The 17,419-nt window shown below is 57.3% G+C and carries 17 protein-coding genes and 1 pseudogene; 12 read left to right on the top strand and 6 right to left on the bottom strand.

Annotated features, from left to right (window positions below; all coding sequences use genetic code 11):
* Positions 1–126 precede the first annotated feature (126 nt).
* A pseudogene (locus D3227_RS32300) lies at positions 127–351 on the top strand (transposase domain-containing protein); the annotation flags it as partial.
* Here the strand turns inward: D3227_RS32300 and D3227_RS32295 are convergent.
* Positions 332–565: a DUF6429 family protein gene (locus D3227_RS32295; RefSeq protein WP_120018229.1), complete on the bottom strand. Its 234-nt coding sequence runs from the start codon at positions 563–565 to the stop codon at positions 332–334. The pseudogene D3227_RS32300 and the gene D3227_RS32295 overlap by 20 nt on opposite strands.
* A 588-nt stretch (positions 566–1,153) precedes the next feature.
* On the opposite strand from D3227_RS32295, the gene D3227_RS41925 reads away from it, so the two are divergent.
* Positions 1,154–1,357: a recombinase family protein gene (locus D3227_RS41925; RefSeq protein ID WP_120018228.1), complete on the top strand. Its 204-nt coding sequence runs from the start codon at positions 1,154–1,156 to the stop codon at positions 1,355–1,357.
* Here the strand turns inward: D3227_RS41925 and D3227_RS44475 are convergent.
* Together D3227_RS44475 and D3227_RS32280 are read right to left on the bottom strand one after the other, a co-directional pair.
* Positions 1,334–1,738 (bottom strand): LysR family transcriptional regulator, encoded by a 405-nt coding sequence (locus D3227_RS44475; RefSeq protein ID WP_425374576.1) that lies wholly within the window; start codon positions 1,736–1,738, stop codon positions 1,334–1,336. The genes D3227_RS41925 and D3227_RS44475 overlap by 24 nt on opposite strands.
* A 368-nt stretch (positions 1,739–2,106) precedes the next feature.
* Positions 2,107–2,436, bottom strand: a complete 330-nt coding sequence (locus tag D3227_RS32280) for a helix-turn-helix domain-containing protein (protein ID WP_120018226.1) — start codon at positions 2,434–2,436, stop codon at positions 2,107–2,109.
* 131 nt (positions 2,437–2,567) lie between these two features.
* Here D3227_RS32280 and D3227_RS32275 point away from each other — a divergent pair, with 131 nt between their 5' ends.
* Positions 2,568–2,846 carry a DNA -binding domain-containing protein gene (locus D3227_RS32275; protein WP_120018225.1) on the top strand — a complete coding sequence of 93 codons (279 nt, stop codon included), beginning with the start codon at positions 2,568–2,570 and terminating at the stop codon, positions 2,844–2,846.
* A gap of 137 nt (positions 2,847–2,983) precedes the next feature.
* On the opposite strand, the gene D3227_RS41250 is transcribed toward D3227_RS32275, so the two are convergent.
* Complete coding sequence (locus tag D3227_RS41250; protein ID WP_147377729.1) at positions 2,984–3,322, bottom strand: hypothetical protein; 339 nt, start codon at positions 3,320–3,322, stop codon at positions 2,984–2,986.
* Between the two features lie 826 nt (positions 3,323–4,148).
* Positions 4,149–4,493 carry a VanZ family protein gene (locus tag D3227_RS32270; RefSeq protein ID WP_120018224.1) on the bottom strand — a complete coding sequence of 115 codons (345 nt, stop codon included), beginning with the start codon at positions 4,491–4,493 and terminating at the stop codon, positions 4,149–4,151.
* 153 nt (positions 4,494–4,646) lie between these two features.
* Here D3227_RS32270 and D3227_RS32265 point away from each other — a divergent pair, with 153 nt between their 5' ends.
* The 7 genes from D3227_RS32265 (at position 4,647) to D3227_RS32235 (ending at position 14,535) form a co-directional block, all read left to right on the top strand.
* On the top strand, positions 4,647–5,780 hold the full coding sequence (locus tag D3227_RS32265) for an acyltransferase family protein (RefSeq protein ID WP_167480946.1): 1,134 nt from the start codon (positions 4,647–4,649) through the stop codon (positions 5,778–5,780).
* Positions 5,781–6,395: 615 nt separating this feature from the next.
* Positions 6,396–6,677, top strand: coding sequence for a hypothetical protein (locus tag D3227_RS32260; RefSeq protein WP_120018222.1), 282 nt, complete (start codon positions 6,396–6,398; stop codon positions 6,675–6,677).
* Between the two features lie 302 nt (positions 6,678–6,979).
* The gene (locus D3227_RS32255; protein ID WP_120018221.1) at positions 6,980–7,696 is read left to right on the top strand and encodes a Crp/Fnr family transcriptional regulator; all 717 of its coding nucleotides are present in this window, start codon (positions 6,980–6,982) and stop codon (positions 7,694–7,696) included.
* A 352-nt stretch (positions 7,697–8,048) separates the two neighbouring features.
* Entirely contained in the window at positions 8,049–8,819 is a 771-nt protein-coding gene (locus D3227_RS32250) for a response regulator transcription factor (protein WP_120018239.1), read from the top strand.
* 232 nt (positions 8,820–9,051) lie between these two features.
* Entirely contained in the window at positions 9,052–11,349 is a 2,298-nt protein-coding gene (locus tag D3227_RS32245) for an AGE family epimerase/isomerase (protein ID WP_425374575.1), read from the top strand.
* Positions 11,350–11,532: 183 nt separating this feature from the next.
* On the top strand, positions 11,533–13,401 hold the full coding sequence (locus D3227_RS32240) for a GNVR domain-containing protein (RefSeq protein ID WP_245451978.1): 1,869 nt from the start codon (positions 11,533–11,535) through the stop codon (positions 13,399–13,401).
* A gap of 282 nt (positions 13,402–13,683) precedes the next feature.
* Positions 13,684–14,535, top strand: a complete 852-nt coding sequence (locus tag D3227_RS32235; protein WP_120018219.1) for a sugar transferase — start codon at positions 13,684–13,686, stop codon at positions 14,533–14,535.
* Between the two features lie 25 nt (positions 14,536–14,560).
* Here D3227_RS32235 and D3227_RS32230 read toward each other — a convergent pair whose 3' ends face one another.
* Entirely contained in the window at positions 14,561–14,803 is a 243-nt protein-coding gene (locus tag D3227_RS32230) for a hypothetical protein (protein WP_147377728.1), read from the bottom strand.
* 150 nt (positions 14,804–14,953) lie between these two features.
* Here D3227_RS32230 and D3227_RS32225 point away from each other — a divergent pair, with 150 nt between their 5' ends.
* Together D3227_RS32225 and D3227_RS32220 are read left to right on the top strand one after the other, a co-directional pair.
* Positions 14,954–16,417: a hypothetical protein gene (locus D3227_RS32225; protein ID WP_120018217.1), complete on the top strand. Its 1,464-nt coding sequence runs from the start codon at positions 14,954–14,956 to the stop codon at positions 16,415–16,417.
* A 77-nt stretch (positions 16,418–16,494) separates the two neighbouring features.
* Complete coding sequence (locus tag D3227_RS32220) at positions 16,495–17,382, top strand: IS110 family RNA-guided transposase (RefSeq protein ID WP_425374573.1); 888 nt, start codon at positions 16,495–16,497, stop codon at positions 17,380–17,382.
* The last annotated feature ends 37 nt before the right edge of the window (positions 17,383–17,419 follow it).

Below are 17,419 nucleotides of genomic sequence, written 5' to 3'. Positions count from 1 at the left end.
GCGACCTTGAAGATGAACGGATCAAGGCCGATTTGGCGCGCAAATCTCCGCGTATCATCAACGACGATAATCAGAAATCGCTGTTTCCCGCCATTTGAAGAGGGGGTGCATAATGAATCAGTCTTCGCTCTCGGCAGGAAAGCTTGGTTGTTTGCAGACTCTGATCGAGGCGCCGATCGGGCCGCCTTCATGGCGACGCTGATCAACACCGCCAAGCTCAACGACGTCGATCCGCAGGCCTGGCTGGCCGATGTCCTCGCTCGCGTCGCCGACACGCCGATCACACGGCTCGGTGAGCTGCCGCCATGGAACTGGCGGCCCGCTCGGGCGCTCATGGTGTCGGCCGCGTAAACAGCGCGCGAAACAGTTCCTCCGAGCGCCGAAGACCCTCATCCGTCAGCACCAAGGATTTTGCCTTGTTGACCGGGTCGGCGATCAGTCCCTTCTGGTGAAGTCGATCCGTCACGCCCCAGTCAAAGCCTTTCCAAGCGCACCGTTCATTGTGCAGCGTCAGCCAAAGCCGCGCCAGCACCGCATCATCGATCTTGTCGGTGTCGATCTCCATCGCTGCAGCTTAACACAGACCGCACCCGCCGCGGTCCAGACCGGATGGATACGAGGTTCTTGGGCAAGCACGGACCGCAGCTGGGCTGGATCAATGCCCGCCTTCGCTGCCGTCTCGTCCAATGCCTAGCGGGACTGGGTTGCTTCGTCTCGCCAGCGCTTGGTCTCAGTGTTGTCGGTCCCGGTTTCGCTGCATCCGGCCACCGCAAGCAGCGCCGTGGATGCCAAAAAGGCCTGTTATTCATTCGAATTGAGCCCGTGCGCGTTTACTCTTGCCATCGTCGGGCCGGACAGGAGCGATGATTTACGGATACGCAAGGTATCTACCGAAGGGCAAGACCTGGCTGACCAGCTGGAGAAGCTTGCCAAGGCCGGGTGCGCGAGCATCTTCCACGAAAGCGCAGCGGCAAGAACGCGGACCGGCCGGGGCTGCAGGCGATGCTGTCCGGCCTGAAGCCGGGAGATAACCGTGCTGGCCATGGTGACAGACCGGATTGCCCGCGACCCGCTGGACCATCCTGCGGACCGTCAAAGCCCGTGGCGCCCGCCTGCGGTTGCTTGAGGAGCCGTTCATCGACACCACGTTGAAATGTCGGACCTGATCCTTTACGTGGTCGGCTGGGCCGCCCAATGGCAGCGGCGCAACATCCTGCGTTGCACGGCTTTCGGCCGGGAACGCGCCAAGGCCAGAGGCGTCAAGTTCGGCCGCAAGCCGAAGCTTGATGCGCCTCAGCGGGTGGCAGCCCTCGCCCGCCTCGCCCTAAACCCCTCACGACGCATTTCGTGCCATTAGGCGAAGGCTGAGATCCGGCCTGCTTCGAATGACTTCGGTGATTGCATCGAGAAACTCTGTCGCGGGCGCGGGCGCCTCAAAGTTTGTCAGCGAACCGCGTGCTTGTCCTTCTCTGGCACTCCCAACCATGGCAAGGGTACTATCGAGGTCAGTCAGAACGCGACGAAGACTGCCTAGCAGCCTCGCGCCGGCCGGAGTTGGTCGGACACCGACCGGACGGCGCTGAAAGAGTGTGGTTCCGAGCGAGTGCTCAAGATCACGAACGCGCTGACTTAAGGCAGAATGATGGATTCCAAGGCGTCGCGAGGCGCCAAGGAAACTGCCCTCCTCAGCAATTACGATTATGCAATCAAGCGCAATTAACTGGACGCGTCGCCGCATCGTGGTCCTTATTAATCTGATGGCGTTGTGACGCGGTTCCACGAACGCCCTCAAGCGGTTTCGTCGAATAGCGTTCAGGCCGCGCCTGGAGGACGCGACTTTGGACCGCCATTTTCTTCTTGGGTATCACCTGATCTCGTGAGGAATTCCTCTGATCAATGGCGCCTGGAGGCTCAGCCACGGAATGCATTGTGGTCCGCATTCCTGATTGCTTGCCGTCACGAAGAACGCGGATCTGGCGTGCGCTCGATGTGCATAGCCCCGGCGAATCTAGGTCGATTTCGATGCGCTATATCAGGCAAGTGGTCGACGGGGCAGGCTGGTATGCATCGATGTCGAGCGTGCGGTGTGCCGTTTAATTCTCTGTATCAGCGGTTCGACACAACCACTGCCTCGGCTTGGATCACAGCCAATTCAAGTTGTTCGTGGGTCATAGCCTTCGCCGAGTTCACGAACCGATCAATCAAAGCGGTCATTCGACGGTCTTGGTCCGTCGCAGTAGCGAAGTCCAGTAGCCAGTTGGGCGTCACGCCTAGGCCCTCGGAGATATTCTTCAAGGTCATCAAATCTGGTTGTCGCCGTCCAGACACGTAGTGGGCGTATCTTCTTTCGTCCAAACCCACGCGTCGTGCAGCTTCGGCGTTTGAGATGCCAAGCTGCACGGCACGCTCCCGCAGCCGTTTTGCGAATATCTCCATGGGAACAGTCTGTTCCGGATTGACACGGGCATGGCCACGTACAATATGTAGTTACTTAAGAACGATATGTAGCGTCAGGCTATAGAGTCTGGCGAACCGTCCGTAACCCGCTACAGCCCACCAGCAGACAAATGCTCAAGCCCCTCCTCGATCCCGATGTTGCCGAAACTGCTCCGACCTCCAACGTGTTGACAGGTTATGATGAGCTGCGACTGCTCACCTACATCCGTCTGCTCGATGCAGCGGGAGAGAATGCGGACTGGCGCGAGGTTGCAAGGATTGTTCTGCACATCGATCCCGCGAAAGAGCCGGAGCGTGCATTTCGCGCCTGGGAAACACATCTCGCACGTGCCCGATGGATGACGACGAGCGGATACAAGCATTTGCTTGCGGGTGGCGCTCCGCACTGAACGCCGCAAACAATGCCATGGGGGTTCCTGGAAGCTTTTCGAACTTTCTGCCTCGCGCCTCCAGCCGAATTGCAGGCGCTTGTGAACGAGGTCGAAAGATTGGAATCTGTTCTGAGATAGGCGTTGCATGCCAGTGATCAGGGCCGTTGCTTCAGCCGGGCCTCAAGGGCGCGATAGGCGAGGGGTTCCCTAAGCTCGAGAATCTCAGACTTCTGGTCAATCATGTGAGCAAGCTCGAACGTCACGGCATCAAACAAATTGACCAGAAGCGCGTCTCCTAGGGTCCTGATATCTGAAAGGTCCTCAAGCAATCCGGTCTTTTCGCCATGCGCGAGTTTGTTGCGGCCTTCGCCGTATTCGCTGCCTGGCCGCCCGCGCCCGAAAGTCCGTCTGCCGCGCAGCCGTAGTTGACGACAGCCATGAAATCCGAGGCTTCGCGCCGTGGTTCTCCCACCCAGTACAATCCATTTGCCCAACGCTCAACGAGATGCGGCGCGCTGCCAGTCAGGCGACCTTGGACATAAGCATTGAGAATCTTACCTGCCGCATCCAGGAACGACCGCTCGGCCTGTATTTGGCGCCGCGCGGAGCGCCCAGTCCCGGCAGGGCCCCTCAACCAAATACCAAAACGGCCCGCCTCGTGCGAGCCGTTGGTATTCGGCTGTGGCGGCCGGCTGATTTGAACCCTCAACAGGGGCCCACAAAGGAGGCAAAGCCGACGCGGCGGGACACAAGTCAACTCCAGCGCCCGCAACCATCGCCGTTAAACCGCAGTTTTCTGCGGCTTTTTGGTTTTCAGGGATCCGCCAATCGGAGTCCGTTTGTTGCACTGGTTAAAGTTTGGACAGTTCCGCATGAATAGCGTCTCTGCCCTGTCTGGTGGCGATTGGCAGTATCCCTGCCAGATCGCCGATAAGGTCTACGGTGAGATGAACGGCGCCAGGCAAATCGGAGGCTCCAACTCCTGAGAAGGGTGGACCCATGACAAGCAAGACGACCAATAAGTTCTCTCCCGAGAGTAAGGAGTGACCGGCTCACTTACGCATCGTCGGTTGGATAAGTCGGAAGACCTACTTGCGCAACCGTACAGGGGCAGCACATCGTCCGGTGGCCGGAACCTTCTCGATCCCGGCTAGGGCCCGACTGCTGGACCCGCCACGTCATGCCCCCGCCGGCAGTCGGGCCTGATTAGAGTATGGAAAGCCGGACTGTTTGCTGTGGCCGTGCGCTCAAAACACGCAAATGCTACGATATGACCCAGTTAATCTAGGATAACAGGAGCGTCGAACCAAACAGGACGCCTTACGATCGCAACCAACCCCTCTTCATAATGATGATGCCGCCGAGTACTCCTGCGATTCCAGCTATTGCCTTGACTACGGCGTCGTCAACCGTGGGGTGTCGCGTCGGGCTGAACATCTGCAAGGCTTCGATGCCGAACCCTGCTGCAACCACCAGGCAAAGTGTCAAAAACCAGTTCCGCTCATAAGCGAGACTGAACAACAGCCCAAGCACAAAGAAGGCGGCAACTCGTTCTGGCTCTGGACCAAGGCCCAAGTGGGGGCGCATTCCGATCGGAACGACCGTCACGGTCAAGATGCCGATCAGGACCAGCCATACAGCGGTCCGGAGGGCGGTGCGAACCATCTCCCTTCAGTAGCAATGATTGGCGTGCATGGCTACTGCGTCTGTCACGCCGCAAGGACCCCCATTCGCCTTATGCCCGAACGGACTAGCAGGTGTGCAGGCCATTTCACTTTATCATCCGGCCTTGGCGCACTGGCAAAATCCTGGGAACGCATGAAACGCCACGACCATTACCTCACCATAGATATCTTGCGCATCTTCGCGGCGATATTGGTGTTGCTGAATCATTTCGCGACATTCGGGTGGGAGACCGCGTCAGTTGTCGAGGGCGATCAAGTCGCCTTCGGTTTTCTGTCCGCTTTCGCCGGCTTGGGTGCCGTGGGGGTTGAGATTTTCTTCGTAATTTCCGGTTTTGTGATCGCCATGAGTGCCTCAGGCGACGGTGGGCTGTCACAGGCGCTTCGGTTTACGCGAATTCGTGCCATTCGGATACTGCCGGCCTTATGGCTGTCGGCGCTTGTCAGTCTGATCGCCCGAGCTTGTTACGGCGAGGATTTGACGCTTCTGCTGATGGATTTCTGTAGATCCGTAATATTGTCGCCAAAAGGGCCTTACATTGACGGGGTTGTTTGGTCCTTGGTCGTCGAGGCCATATTCTATTTCTTGGTGGCGATAGCCATTCTGTCAAAATTTCGGTTGTCGCTCTATGATCTGGCTAAAGTCATAGGTTTCTCCAGCACCGTCTATGTACTGATTTTTTCTGGCCTCCATCTTGCGCCCCATTTCGCGAAATCAGACGAATGGATCTCGATCCTGTCGCGGTTCCAATTCAAAGCTCTCCTGCTTCAGCACGGCGTCTTTTTCGCAGTTGGCATGATACTTTTCAGCATAAAAGCCGATCGTGAAAAGCACGGTCGTCGCGAGTGGAAACTGGTATTGCTGTCGGTCTTTTCTGCCATGGGCATGGTGGAGATATTTATGTCAGTCGAACGTCCCAATGAATATAAGATCATTGCCATCGTGATCTGGGTGATGTGTATGTGTGCAATGGCGGCTGGTATTAGGTATGCTGATCTCGTTGGTAGCTACCTAGAAAAACATAAGGCGATTATCATTTATCTTGGAGGATTAAGCTATCCGATATATTTGAATCATTATTCTGTTGGTATGATCATCGTCTGGGCCGTATGCTCTTCTGGCCTTCCTGCCGGTATCGCCTTTGTACTCTCTGCGTCAATCGTCCTGGGTTTGAGTATGGGGGTCATGTGGCTGGAAAGAAAGATCCAGACCGCAGTCAAAAGCTGGTTCCCAAATCCGTCGCGAAAAGGGGTCAAGCTGGCGGTATAGCTCTGCAAAGGCTTATCCAGATCGTCCGGACGTAGCTCCATTTTGAGCAAGCGGCGACCGCGGTTCGCAAGGGTGCGCCGTTACCCGTGAGGGATCTATTCGCTGCCGCATCTTTTGATCGCGGTCGTTCTGCGGACATCTTCGGACGTAGGTAGGCCGAAGGAGTAGCCTCGCACCGAACGTAGCAATGGTCGCGTTGGGCCTTTTCGATGTAACAAAAAGCGGTTCGCTTGCTACGGCGCCTGGCAAAAGGCTCAAAACGTCTAATGGAATATCCGGGCGACCTGAATTCTGCCTGCGTTGTGGTTGTCGGCGATCGTAGGTTTAGGTGCGCGCGCCTTGCGGCTAGGTCTTTGTAGTCTGTTGATGGGTTTCGCGAGATCCGCGATCGGCACGACAGCTCCTTGGGGAGGTCTCGCATCGTCCGAGCTAAGTCCCGTTAGCTACAGCTAATTTGGTATGGCTTGCTGCTGTGTCGGGGCAGGAAATGGGGTTAGCATGGGCCCAAAAGAAGGGGATCAATCAACTCTGTTCACCTCTGACTTCCGGCGAGGCTCCCTACCCGAGCCAGTCCCGTTCCGTGTGTGATTACCTCTTCTGCACCGAGACATCGAGATGGCAAAAAAAAAGTCACGCGGCAGACCCAGTGGTGACCTCCTAGTGCTGCTGGCGAGCAGACCTAGAGGGATAGCACTTGCCGCGTTGCATGTGGTTGAATCTCTGCTCCTCGAACTGGAGGCATCCGAGATTTTGACCGCGAGAGAAATCAGGGGAGTACTGAAGGACGCGGCAACGACTTTGCGCAACGCCGCAGGTGAAGTGGACAACCGCAGCTGTCTTGTGGCCAGCGAAGTAATCGAGTCCATGCGAGAAAATTTCAAAAAAAGCAAAGCTTGAGGCAGCCGGGGTCCATCTGCAAACCTTTGGTCTGCTGGATATTTCCGTGGAGCCGTCGCTGCGTGCGGCCAGCAACCACCACAGGGTCGCAATCGACGCGTACCCGTGGGGGCAAAGCCAGGAAAAGGGGCAAATTCCCCGTCCCGCGAAAATCCGTACGCCGTTGCCAGGCGGCGTCGCTTGCGAGTAAGGAGCGTGATCCAGCTCATCCGATAGTGGTAGGTGGCTTAGGGGTACTCATGTAGCCAAGGTTGATATACACTTGCCCTTGGAGGTACTTGGGGAGGGGTTAGTGGGGGTCAATGGCGTACGCTTCACATCCTTTGAGTGGAAACGAGAACCGACAGTCGCATGTCGGGTTTGAGGACGACGATAAGGCGTATATCCAGGCGATTGGGTTTGTTCCGAAGGTGTATCCGGCACAGACCGCCATCGTGAATCAGGGCGACGAGAGCGATCGTATCTTCGTCGTCGAGTCCGGCTGGGGGTGCATTTCACATGATCTCGCCGGCGGACAACGACAGATCGTGGATTTTGCCCTTAAGGGCGATATCGTCATGCCGCAGTCGTATTCTGGGATCGCGGTTGAGACCTTTGTGGCTCAGACTGAGCTTGCAGTATTCGAGGGATCGGGCAAGAAATTTTCCCTCGCCATAGCCAAGTCGCCTCGCACAGCCTCTCTTTTTCTAGAAACTCTCATGCACCAGAGGGCGCTGGTTGCCCAGCATCTCACCAATGTGGGGCGGCGCAGCGCGCTGGCGCGTACCGCCCATTTGCTGCTCGAACTCAAGACGCGCCTGGAACGTGTCGGCGACATTACCCGCAAGGGCTTCGCGTGTCCTCTCACCCAATATGACCTTGCCGATGCGCTTGGCCTGACACCGATACACGTTAATCGGATGCTTCGGGAATTGCGGGAGCGCGGATTTCTCGAGTTCCGCCAGGGTTATGTGCGCGTACTCGACGACGCTGGTACAAGGAAATTTGCCGAGTTCGACCACCGGTATGCCGACAACTGAACGCAGCGTCGGAACGCGCTGCTAATTTGCTGGGTAAGGGGCAACCAACGTTTGGCCGGTGGTGGCTACCGCGACAGTTTAGGTTGCCTCCAACGGTTGGATGAAATGTCGGGCTCGGATAGATCGAATGATCTAGAAATTTTTTTACCGTTTGTTAACCTAAATTAGTGAAGCAGGATCTTTTGGCCGATAGCCTCTGTGCTCGATAGCACTGTGACCATGGCGGGGGCCTAAAATTTCACAGTCTGCAATCCTGTTGACGCGGACGCGTTTATGTTCGCGCAGTTGGTGTGTGTCCCTGCAGCGTCGTCTCGTGCTGGTTTTGTACGCGAGCAACGTTGGGGATAAGCTTATGAATCCGGCAATTCAATTCGACCGTAAATCGCCTGGCGCACTGGAACTCATTTCGCAGAAGGTCGGGGGTGCAATACATCTTCACAGGCAGGATTTGGCTGAATCCTGCCTGGTTCTGCTTGATGAGCGTGTGCTCGATCGGCAGTGCCTTGCCCAATGCCTGACAGCCTATCGTGTTGGCAAGGAAATCCTGTCGTTTGGCTCAATCGACGAGTGGCGTCAGCAGGATAACGCGCCGTCGGCGTCGGCTATCATGCTGAACTTGGGCAGCCGAAGGGCGACGGATCCCAAGACCGGCGACGAGATCGCCGATCTCGTCGCCGAGGCCCACCCCATTCCAGTGGTAATCTTGGCCGACACGGACGAATTGGAGCAGATCCTGAGGGCCTTGAGTTACGGCGTAAAAGCCTACATCCCCTCGTCGATCCGCTTCGAGATCTGCGTCGAGGCGGTAAACTTTGTTGTAGCTGGCGGGACATTTGTCCCTGCTAGCAGCGTCTTGGCCCTGCACAAGGGAATCGACGCGAGCGTCGACGTGACCAGGCCGATGGCGAGCGTGTTTACCGAGAGGCAGGAGGAGGTGGTCCAAGCCCTCAGGCGGGGCAAGGCGAACAAGATAATCGCCCATGAGCTCAATCTCCGCGAGAGCACGGTCAAGGTTCACATCCGTAACATCATGAAAAAGTTGAAGGCGACCAACAGGACGGAGGTCGTCTACAAACTCAATGAGATGTTTCCTGCCGCCAACGTGTCTATGCGATCGAGTTGAGCGATCCCTGTCGGGGCAGGCACTGCATAGAAGAGCAAAGTGATCGCCGGCGCCCAGCACCGGTGTCGGGTGCCTGTTCCCCTCACGGCCTTTGAGGGTTGCGGGGACGGCTGACGTTTGACTTTGCCAGCGACCAGCTAACGCTGGTCGCTGGGGAAGGGTGTTGGGCAATACGCCGGAGTTCAGTTGAGAGCGTGGTGTTGTCGTGGCTGATCGAATTTCGTGTTTTGTGATGAGTGGCGGGGTGGGCTCACGGCTATGGCCGCTCTCGCGAGAGGATAATCCAAAGCAGTTCCACGATTTCTCTGGCGATGGATCGATGCTGACGAAAACCGTACGGCGACTGAAAAGCCGCTGTGACGGTGAGACGCCGATCCATCTGATCGCGTCGGAACGGAATGCTGAACGGATCCACGCCGACCTCGCTGGAATCGATCTCTCGGGTGGAGGCCCCATCTTTGAGCCTGTCGGACGCAACACGGCGGTCGCAGTGGCCGTCGCGGCGTTGCATACGATCAATAGCCATGGAGACGGGATCGTTCTTGTCGTTCCCTCCGACCACGCAATCACCACGGATCTGCAATTCTGGGAGACCATCGAGAGGGGCGTGCCTGCTGCGAAAACAGGCAGTATTGTCGTGTTTGGCCTACGTCCGAGCCGCGCGGAAACCGGATATGGCTATATCGAGGGCGGTTCGCCAATCGGAACATCCGATATTCGCAAAGTGGTTCGCTTTATCGAGAAGCCAGAAATCGAGGCTGCCGAGAAGTATGTCGCGACAGACTCTTTCTTCTGGAACACGGGTATTTTCCTGTTCCGGGCAAGCGCCATGCGCGAGGCCTGCCTTTGGCATCGACCGGAAATCTGGAACAGCGCGAGGAAGGCGTTGGATGCTGCCACGACAAACTTGTCCGGCACCTATCTGCCGCTCGATCTCTACTCATCGATTCCATCGATATCGATCGATTACGCGATCATGGAAAAGGTCAGCGATATCACTTTGGTACCGGCGAGCTTCAAATGGAGCGACCTTGGCTCTTGGCAATCCCTGTTGGATGCAAGTTCCACTGACGAAAACGGCAATGTCGTCGTCGGCGATGTAGTCGCGATCGATTGCCAACATTCCTACTTGCGTAGCCGTGGCAGATTGCTGTCGGCAGTCGGGCTGAGGAATGTTGCCGTCGTCTCGACTGCTGACGCCACGTTCGTTGCTCCCGTCGGAGAAAGCCAGAACGTCAAGCGAGTTGTCGAGCGCCTCGAGAAATGGGGTCGTCTTGAAACCAAGTTTACGCCCGCTCACAATCACGTGCTGTTGCCGGGCGCTTGGCGCGAGCGGGTTGCGCACTGGCTGTTCGACGAGACGCTGCCGCACTGGTCGACCGTCGGGGTGGACGAACTCTACGGTGGGTTTCATGAGGCTTTGTCGCTGGACGGCATGCCGCTTTCCAAGCAGAAGCGGATGCGAACAATGGCGCGACAGGTCTACGCGTTCTCGGTCGCCAAGCTCCGCGGATGGAACGGTTCAGCCGACCGGCTGATCGCGCATGGCATTGAATTCATGAAGAATGGGCGAACCAGCCGAGGCGGATGGGCACGGACACTCAATGTCGACGGATCCGTCGCCGATCCATGTGAAGACGCTTATGATCACGCCTGTGTTCTTCTGTGCCTGGCCTACGCCCATCAGGCAAAAAACCCGGATGCACTCAGGCTTGGCGAGGAAACCCTGGCTTTCGTCGATGCACATCTCGAAGATGGGCGGTTGAACGGATTCCTGGAGTCGTCGAGCGGGACCGGCCTTCGTCGCAGCAATCCCCACATGCATCTGCTCGAGGCATTCCTGGCCTGGCATACGGCCACTGGCGAGAGGAACTACCTTCGACACGCAGCTCGCATTGTCGACCTCTTCAGAACGCATTTTTTCGATGCCGACAGTTGGACGCTAGGCGAGTATTTCGACGACGGGTGGAAGCTGGCTGCGGGCGAGCAGGGCCAGTGGACCGAGCCCGGACATCATTTCGAATGGGCATCGCTCCTCGTCGAGTTCGCGGCAAAGTCTGGGCAGGCGGACCTCGTTCCGTTCGCAAGAAAGCTCTACGCGTCTGCGATAGCCAATGGCCTCAACCGATCGACGGGGCTGGCCTATGGCGCCGTGTCACGTTCGGCAATGCCACTCGACCTGATATCGAGGAGCTGGCCCCAGGCCGAAGCGATCAAGGCCGCGATTGCATTGGAAGGATCCGGTGGGCCAGACCTGAAGCCCGAGATAGAAACGCGCGTCGGACGGTTGTTCCGCTGGCATATCGATCCGGCACCGCTTGGGCTGTGGATCGATAGAATCGATGAGAAGGGCAGGGCGGTCGCCACGGAAACTCCTGCCAGCATATTCTACCACCTGGTGACAGCGCTGATGCAATATCTCGACAAGACTGAGGGAGCGATCATTCGCCCTATGTCGGCTTCGGTCGACGCCCTCAGGCCCAATTTCGATCAGGGCATGCTCGATCAGGCGCTTCGAGATTCAGCTTAGGCAGGCCAGGCATTGCAGGATGAGCACTGGTCCATCTGACAAACCCGATGACCAGCCTCATGGGTAGGGCGCCTACCCCATTTGAACGAATATTCGCAAGCGGTACAAGCGCCTAGTGTGTGGTGTGACAGCGGCCAAAGCTGCTGATCGGTTGAGACTTTGTCGCAGATATGGATTGAAGCCATGCTAGAACGGCCGCTGTCGGCGATTGCCCACAAAACATGGCGCGAAGCCGATGCCCCGCAAGATTTCATCAGCCTCTCTGACATCGTTTCTTTCGTGCGGCAGTATCTTTTTTCGATTCTGTCGTTCTCTGGCACGGGAATTCTCTTCGCTGCGTTCTACATTGCTACTTCCGACCCGATCTATGAGGCGCGAACGCAGATTCTGATTTCGCCAAAGATCCCCCGCAACCTGCAACAGCAGCCGGCCGAAATAAATCTTTCGCTCGACACTGCTCAAGTCGAGAGCCAGCTTGCCGTTTTGCGCTCCGAGAAGATCGCGAAGATGGTGATCGATGACCTTGGGCTCATGAACGATCCGACTTTCAGGGATCTGGACGGTACGGGCATCGGCGAAAGGTTTCGAAGAGCTTGGACAAGCGTCGTTCAGGCGGCCGGGCTTGGCAACCATCCCGGCTATGTCGCGCTGGAGAATTTCTTCGGTCGAAATCGAACACAAACGGACAACCCACAGCCGGACCGCGAGCGCAAGGCGGTGGAGATTTTCGATGAAGGGCTGGACGTTCAGCGTGTCGGTGTCTCTTACGCAATAGACATTACGTTTCAGTCATTGGAACCGGAGCTGTCGGCACGGATAGCAAACGCTACCGCGGATGCGTTCGTTCGCGAGCAAGTTCAGACGACAACAGCTGCGGCGACCGAAGGCATCGCATGGTTGGAAAGGCGAATGCGGGAGGTCGGCGATCAGATGAACAAGGCGACCAGGATTGTTCAGGAGTTTCGCGCGAAACACGACTACGCGATCGTCGCGAACGAGACGTCCGTCGACCGCCAGGATATGCCGCTCGACAAAGAACATCCAGAACAACGGACCACGCTGGAGCAACTCGAAGTCACTGCAGACACGTATCGAAAAATGTACGAAAGCTTGCTCGCGGCGTACACGAATTCGGTAGACCAGCAGCCCTATCTGATGGCGGACGCTCGTGTCATCACATCTGCGACGAGTCCGGAGAGGGAAAGTCGCCCTCGCAAGAAACTTATCCTCGCCTTTGGCGCACTTGCAGGACTGGTGGCTGGCATAGGGTTTGCCGTAGCACAACGCAGCCTTGATGGGAACGTGAGGAGACCACACCAGATTCGCCGGGAATTGGGGCTGGCCTGCATTGGAGAACTGCCGCAGGTAAGCTTCAGGCGGGGTGGTTTTGGTCGGCTTGACGAAGTGCTCAGGGATCCCCTGTCTTCTTTCAGTGCGAGTCTGAAAGGAGTAAAGGCGACCATCAGTCTGGCCGGGGCCACTCGCTCAATGCGCTGCATCGGAATTACGTCCGTCTCGCCTGGCGACGGAAAGAGCACCGTTGTGAGCAATTTGGCGGCTCTCTATGGCGCATCGGGTATCACAACTCTAGTGATCAACGCTGACGACAAGTCTGCTCTGGCCACCGAACTTCTTAGTTCTCCCAACTTCGACGTATTCGATCAGGTGTCTGCGGATCCAAAAGAGTTCGTGAAAAAGATACAATTTATTGAAAGAATGGCATTCTATGGCCTGAAGAGCGTCGAAAGAATTTCGAATAACACTTCTCTTGAGAAGAATATCGAGAAAATAATAAGAGAGGCAAATCAATACAAAATTGTCATTGTCGAATTGCCGTCATTTACATCGGGCGCGGACGCCCTCGCCGTCTGTCCTCTCCTTGATGCGGTGATTGTCGTGGCGCAATGGGGCGAGACGTCGCTTGGTCAACTTGCAGATCTGACCCAGACTCTAAAAGATACAAACTCATCGGTACTTGGTGTGCTGATGACCCGTGTTCGGTCCGTTTCTACCGGCAGTTACCGGAAGCGCGCAGCTCAAGCACCGCGCTGACATGCGGCTGTGTCGGCGGAGGGTGAGTTCGGATCGGCAGGTCCTGGCTGAAGCGTGCTTGACCTGGACTTGGCGCCAGATGGCCGCGGATGTGGCGCCCAATCCTGAAAGCGCGCCTGGTGCCGGTCGGCGCAGCCATTCGTCCGGACAAAAGCCTAGCATCTTAGGTGTAGCCCGTCGTTGCCGCTCACCCCCAGTCTACCACCTTTTCGTTGCTTGCCGGGAGACATCCATCTTTGTGAATATGTAGCTGAAGACGTGTGCAAGTTTGTGTGAGCAGAAATGTCCAACGTGATCGAAGGCAAGCTGCGGCAACGCGAGATCTTGGGCATACTGGTCGGAACCGGGCCTGTGGCGACATGGGCTCTTCTGCGTCAAGGCGGCGCGGCCGCCAGATCGAATACGCCGAACGTTTCCCCGCCTCATCTGAGCGCAAGCCAAGACCACACTGCCATCCCATTTGATCAAGGCATGCCGGCGGCAGGCACACAACAAAACCTGCCGAGCGAACGCCGGCAGCCTCTCGGTGGTCGGGCAAAGAGGGTTCTTGACCTGCTGGTGGCCTCGACGGCGCTTGTCCTGATCAGTCCCCTCATGCTTCTTATTCCGCTCTTGATCAAGGCTACCACAGGCGGCCCGGTATTGTTTGTTCATCGCCGTATTGGATTCAATGGCAAGGCCTTCGACTGCTACAAGTTCCGCACGATGGTGCCGAATGCGGAGGAGGTACTGCAACAGCACCTGAGTTGTGATCCGCAGGCTGCGCAGGAGTGGACGGCCAACCAGAAACTGAAGTTCGATCCGCGTGTCTTGTTTTTCGGAAGGATGCTTCGCAGATCGAGCCTGGATGAGCTGCCGCAGCTGTTCAACATCTTGCGTGGCGACATGAGTTGTGTGGGTCCACGACCAGTCGTTGCCGATGAATTGCAACGGTATGGCGCCGCATCACACGAATATCTGAAGACACGGCCAGGACTTACCGGCCTTTGGCAAGTAAATGGAAGAAGCATGACCGAATATTCTCATCGAGTATCGCTGGATACGCAGTACGTTCTAACGTGGTCTCTGGGCAGCGATCTTTGGATACTGGTCAAGACAATACCGGCCATGCTGAAATTTGATCAGACTTCGTGAATCTGGGGGCGATGCAGAAGGAATCCTAGCGCCGCCAGGCGCGATGTGACAGCAGCGCTAGCGCAAGACCGACCAAATAGGCAATTTGAGTGACGATAACCAGATAGAATGTCGAGCGGATGGTTGTTTGAACGGACAGTTGGAGAACACTGCCGGTAGCGATGCTGGCGACGACCACAACCAATGTCGCCGCAATAAGGGCCGGCGCGCGCAGCTTCAGTCCTATTGCCAATCCAAGGCACGCAACGCCGACAATAGCAAACGACATCGTGATCTCCCCAGGTTAATTTGCGTTGCGCGATATCAACCCTGGCCCAAGGAAATCAGAGTCGCTCCTTCCTGTGAAGCCATCGACCTGCCCAAGCGGCGCGGCGACCCGGTCAGGGTCGGGACCAGCTTTCGTCGTCGGAGAAGCTAGATGCAGATTTCCGTCGTCGGGGTATTGATATGCGCGGGAATTCTGGCCTTCGTCGCCTGCATGCGCTGGTCGATGATCGCCGCGTTGATGGCCTCGCTGGCTTTTGGCGCGACTGCAATTGGGACGATAGGCTCGCTTGGCGGCTCATCGCCACTCATCTTCACGGTCTTCAATGTACTCCTGATTGTGGCGGCACTCGCGCGGCGGGGGATATGGAGGGAGTTAGGAACGGTCTTCAGCCACATTGGCGCAGCATGGATCGTCTGCGCGCTCATGATCTACGTGACAATAGGGGCGCTGCTGTTCCCAAGGCTTTTTGTCGGGCAGACGAGCGCCTTCGTCGCCTCCCGGACGGGCAGGGGCGTATACGAAGCGGCCCTGGCACCTGTGTCGGCCAACATTTCCCAGACGGGATACTTTGTTCTGGCGGGATTGACGTTCCTGGCGGTCTGCCTGTTGCTTCAGCGTGGTGGCACGTTGACGGATATCAAACGGGGCTACTTCCTGTGGTTCACCCTGCATGCGTCGATGGGCATCCTGGATTTGCTGGGTAAATTGACTGGCGCCGGTGACATCCTCGCCCCGATCCGCACCGCCAACTACTCGATGCTGACACAAGTTGCGGAAGCGGGCTTCTGGCGGATCGCAGGGGCATTTTCTGAGGCATCGGCATTCGGCGGAGTATCGCTGACAGGGCTTGCATTCACTTACACCTACTGGACCAGGACCGGATCCAAGTTTGCGCTGGGCCTGGGGGCGACTTTGTTCGTTCTCCTGCTGCTGTCGACATCGTCGACCGCCTATGTCGGCCTTGCAATCATAAGCGTGCCCGTTGTCATCTCCATCACGAAGTCGTTCGCTTCGGGCCGGCTGAGACCGAGGCAGGCGCTGCTCGTCGCACTACTGATGCCCTTGCTCCTCTTCGGGATGGCCGTCAGCCTGTTTTACCCTCATTTCTTTGATCCGGTGGTGCAGCTTGTCGACACCACGCTAGTCAACAAGGTCGCGTCGGCGTCCGGTCAGGAGCGCAGCTACTGGAACTACAAGAGCCTGCAGTCGTTCTTCGACACGGGTGGGCTAGGGATCGGATTGGGCAGTTCACGGGCTTCGAGTTGGCCGATAGCTTTGCTTTCGCAGCTGGGGCTGTTCGGCACCGTGATCATGATGGTCCTGTTGGCAATGCTGGTGCGAGGCCTGCGTGGCAGTGGCGATCGTCTCGATCCAGAGGTCGAGGCAATCGCGTTAAGTGCCCGCGCTTGCGCTCTGGCCTCACTGGTGGCTGGGTCTCTGGCAAGTGGCAGCCCCGACCCCGGTATCGGTTTCTATATTCCGCTTGCTGTCGTTCTTGTCTACCGACGGCTGCCGGTCCAGGACAGCAGCGTTGCTGCGGTCCCTGTGGAGATACTCCAGCGTCGGGTCCGTCCCGGCAAGCGTCGATTGGCTTCAATACCCGGTCGCGCCTAAGCAATTCCAGGAAAAGTGTGAAACGGTTTTCCGTCCGGAATTGCGTCAGAACAAACAGAAAGCGGCTCAACGTTTCCGTGAAACTACCGGAAGGGACGGAGCGGCAATACGCCAACGACGCCAGCGGTCTACGCGAACTGATCCGCAGCCTGGCGCCTCTTGCGCCCGCCCGCATCGTCTACGAGGCGACGGGTGCCTACCATCGGTTGCTCGAACGCATGCTCGGTGTAAAAGGGCTGCCGTTGGCAAAAATGAACCCGCAGCACACGCGTGCCTTCGCAAAGGCCGCTGGCCGCTTGTCCAAGACCGATCGCATCGACGCCGCCATGCTCGCCCGCTTCGGCGCGCTGATGACGCCGCAGATCCGACCGATCCGCAGCGATACCCTTGATACGCTTTGCGAACTGGTCGCCGCCCGACGAGCGCTGATCAAAGACTGCACCGCCACGTTGAACCGACAAAAGTCTTTGACCATGCCGCTGTTGAAGCGCCAGGCCGAGCAACGGTTGAAACAGATCGCCGCCCAGATCGCGGCGATCGACACCGAATGCCAAGCCCGGATCGCCAGCGAACTCGGCCTCAGACGCCGCTTCGATATTCTCAACAGCATTCCGGGGCTCGGCGAGGCGAGTGCCTTCGCCATCGTCGCCGACATGCCCGAACTGGGTGCACTCGAAAACAAGCAAGCTGCAAGCTTGGCCGGTCTTGCCCACGTCGACCGCCAGTCCGGCCTGTGGAAGGGCAAGAGCTTCATCCAGGGCGGCCGGCAAACGCTCAGGCAGGCACTCTACATGCCCGCACTCGTCGCCACCCGATTCAATCAGCCTCTCAAGGCAAAATACGAAAATCTCCGAGCAAGCGGCAAACCCGCAAAAGTCGCCATAACTGCCATCATGAGAAAGCTCATCGTTCTCGCAAACGCTCTTATCAGGGACGACCGGAAATGGTCTCCATCCCTTCCTTGACCAAGGCGGATACTCTAGCAAGCAGACAACAGAATGA

Source organism: Mesorhizobium waimense, assembly GCF_003601975.1.
Lineage (GTDB): Bacteria > Pseudomonadota > Alphaproteobacteria > Rhizobiales > Rhizobiaceae > Mesorhizobium > Mesorhizobium waimense.
Note: the sequence above shows the minus strand (reverse complement) of the source record. Positions and strands in the feature narration are given on the sequence as shown.

Coding starts and splice junctions, on each gene's coding strand:
- D3227_RS32295 (WP_120018229.1), bottom strand. CDS start 565: ATGGAGATCGACACCGACAAGATCGATGATGCGGTGCTGGCGCGGCTT.
- D3227_RS41925 (WP_120018228.1), top strand. CDS start 1,154: ATGTCGGACCTGATCCTTTACGTGGTCGGCTGGGCCGCCCAATGGCAG.
- D3227_RS44475 (WP_425374576.1), bottom strand. CDS start 1,738: ATGCGGCGACGCGTCCAGTTAATTGCGCTTGATTGCATAATCGTAATT.
- D3227_RS32280 (WP_120018226.1), bottom strand. CDS start 2,436: ATGGAGATATTCGCAAAACGGCTGCGGGAGCGTGCCGTGCAGCTTGGC.
- D3227_RS32275 (WP_120018225.1), top strand. CDS start 2,568: ATGCTCAAGCCCCTCCTCGATCCCGATGTTGCCGAAACTGCTCCGACC.
- D3227_RS32270 (WP_120018224.1), bottom strand. CDS start 4,493: ATGGTTCGCACCGCCCTCCGGACCGCTGTATGGCTGGTCCTGATCGGC.
- D3227_RS32265 (WP_167480946.1), top strand. CDS start 4,647: ATGAAACGCCACGACCATTACCTCACCATAGATATCTTGCGCATCTTC.
- D3227_RS32260 (WP_120018222.1), top strand. CDS start 6,396: ATGGCAAAAAAAAAGTCACGCGGCAGACCCAGTGGTGACCTCCTAGTG.
- D3227_RS32255 (WP_120018221.1), top strand. CDS start 6,980: ATGGCGTACGCTTCACATCCTTTGAGTGGAAACGAGAACCGACAGTCG.
- D3227_RS32250 (WP_120018239.1), top strand. CDS start 8,049: ATGAATCCGGCAATTCAATTCGACCGTAAATCGCCTGGCGCACTGGAA.
- D3227_RS32245 (WP_425374575.1), top strand. CDS start 9,052: ATGAGTGGCGGGGTGGGCTCACGGCTATGGCCGCTCTCGCGAGAGGAT.
- D3227_RS32240 (WP_245451978.1), top strand. CDS start 11,533: ATGCTAGAACGGCCGCTGTCGGCGATTGCCCACAAAACATGGCGCGAA.
- D3227_RS32235 (WP_120018219.1), top strand. CDS start 13,684: ATGTCCAACGTGATCGAAGGCAAGCTGCGGCAACGCGAGATCTTGGGC.
- D3227_RS32230 (WP_147377728.1), bottom strand. CDS start 14,803: ATGTCGTTTGCTATTGTCGGCGTTGCGTGCCTTGGATTGGCAATAGGA.
- D3227_RS32225 (WP_120018217.1), top strand. CDS start 14,954: ATGCAGATTTCCGTCGTCGGGGTATTGATATGCGCGGGAATTCTGGCC.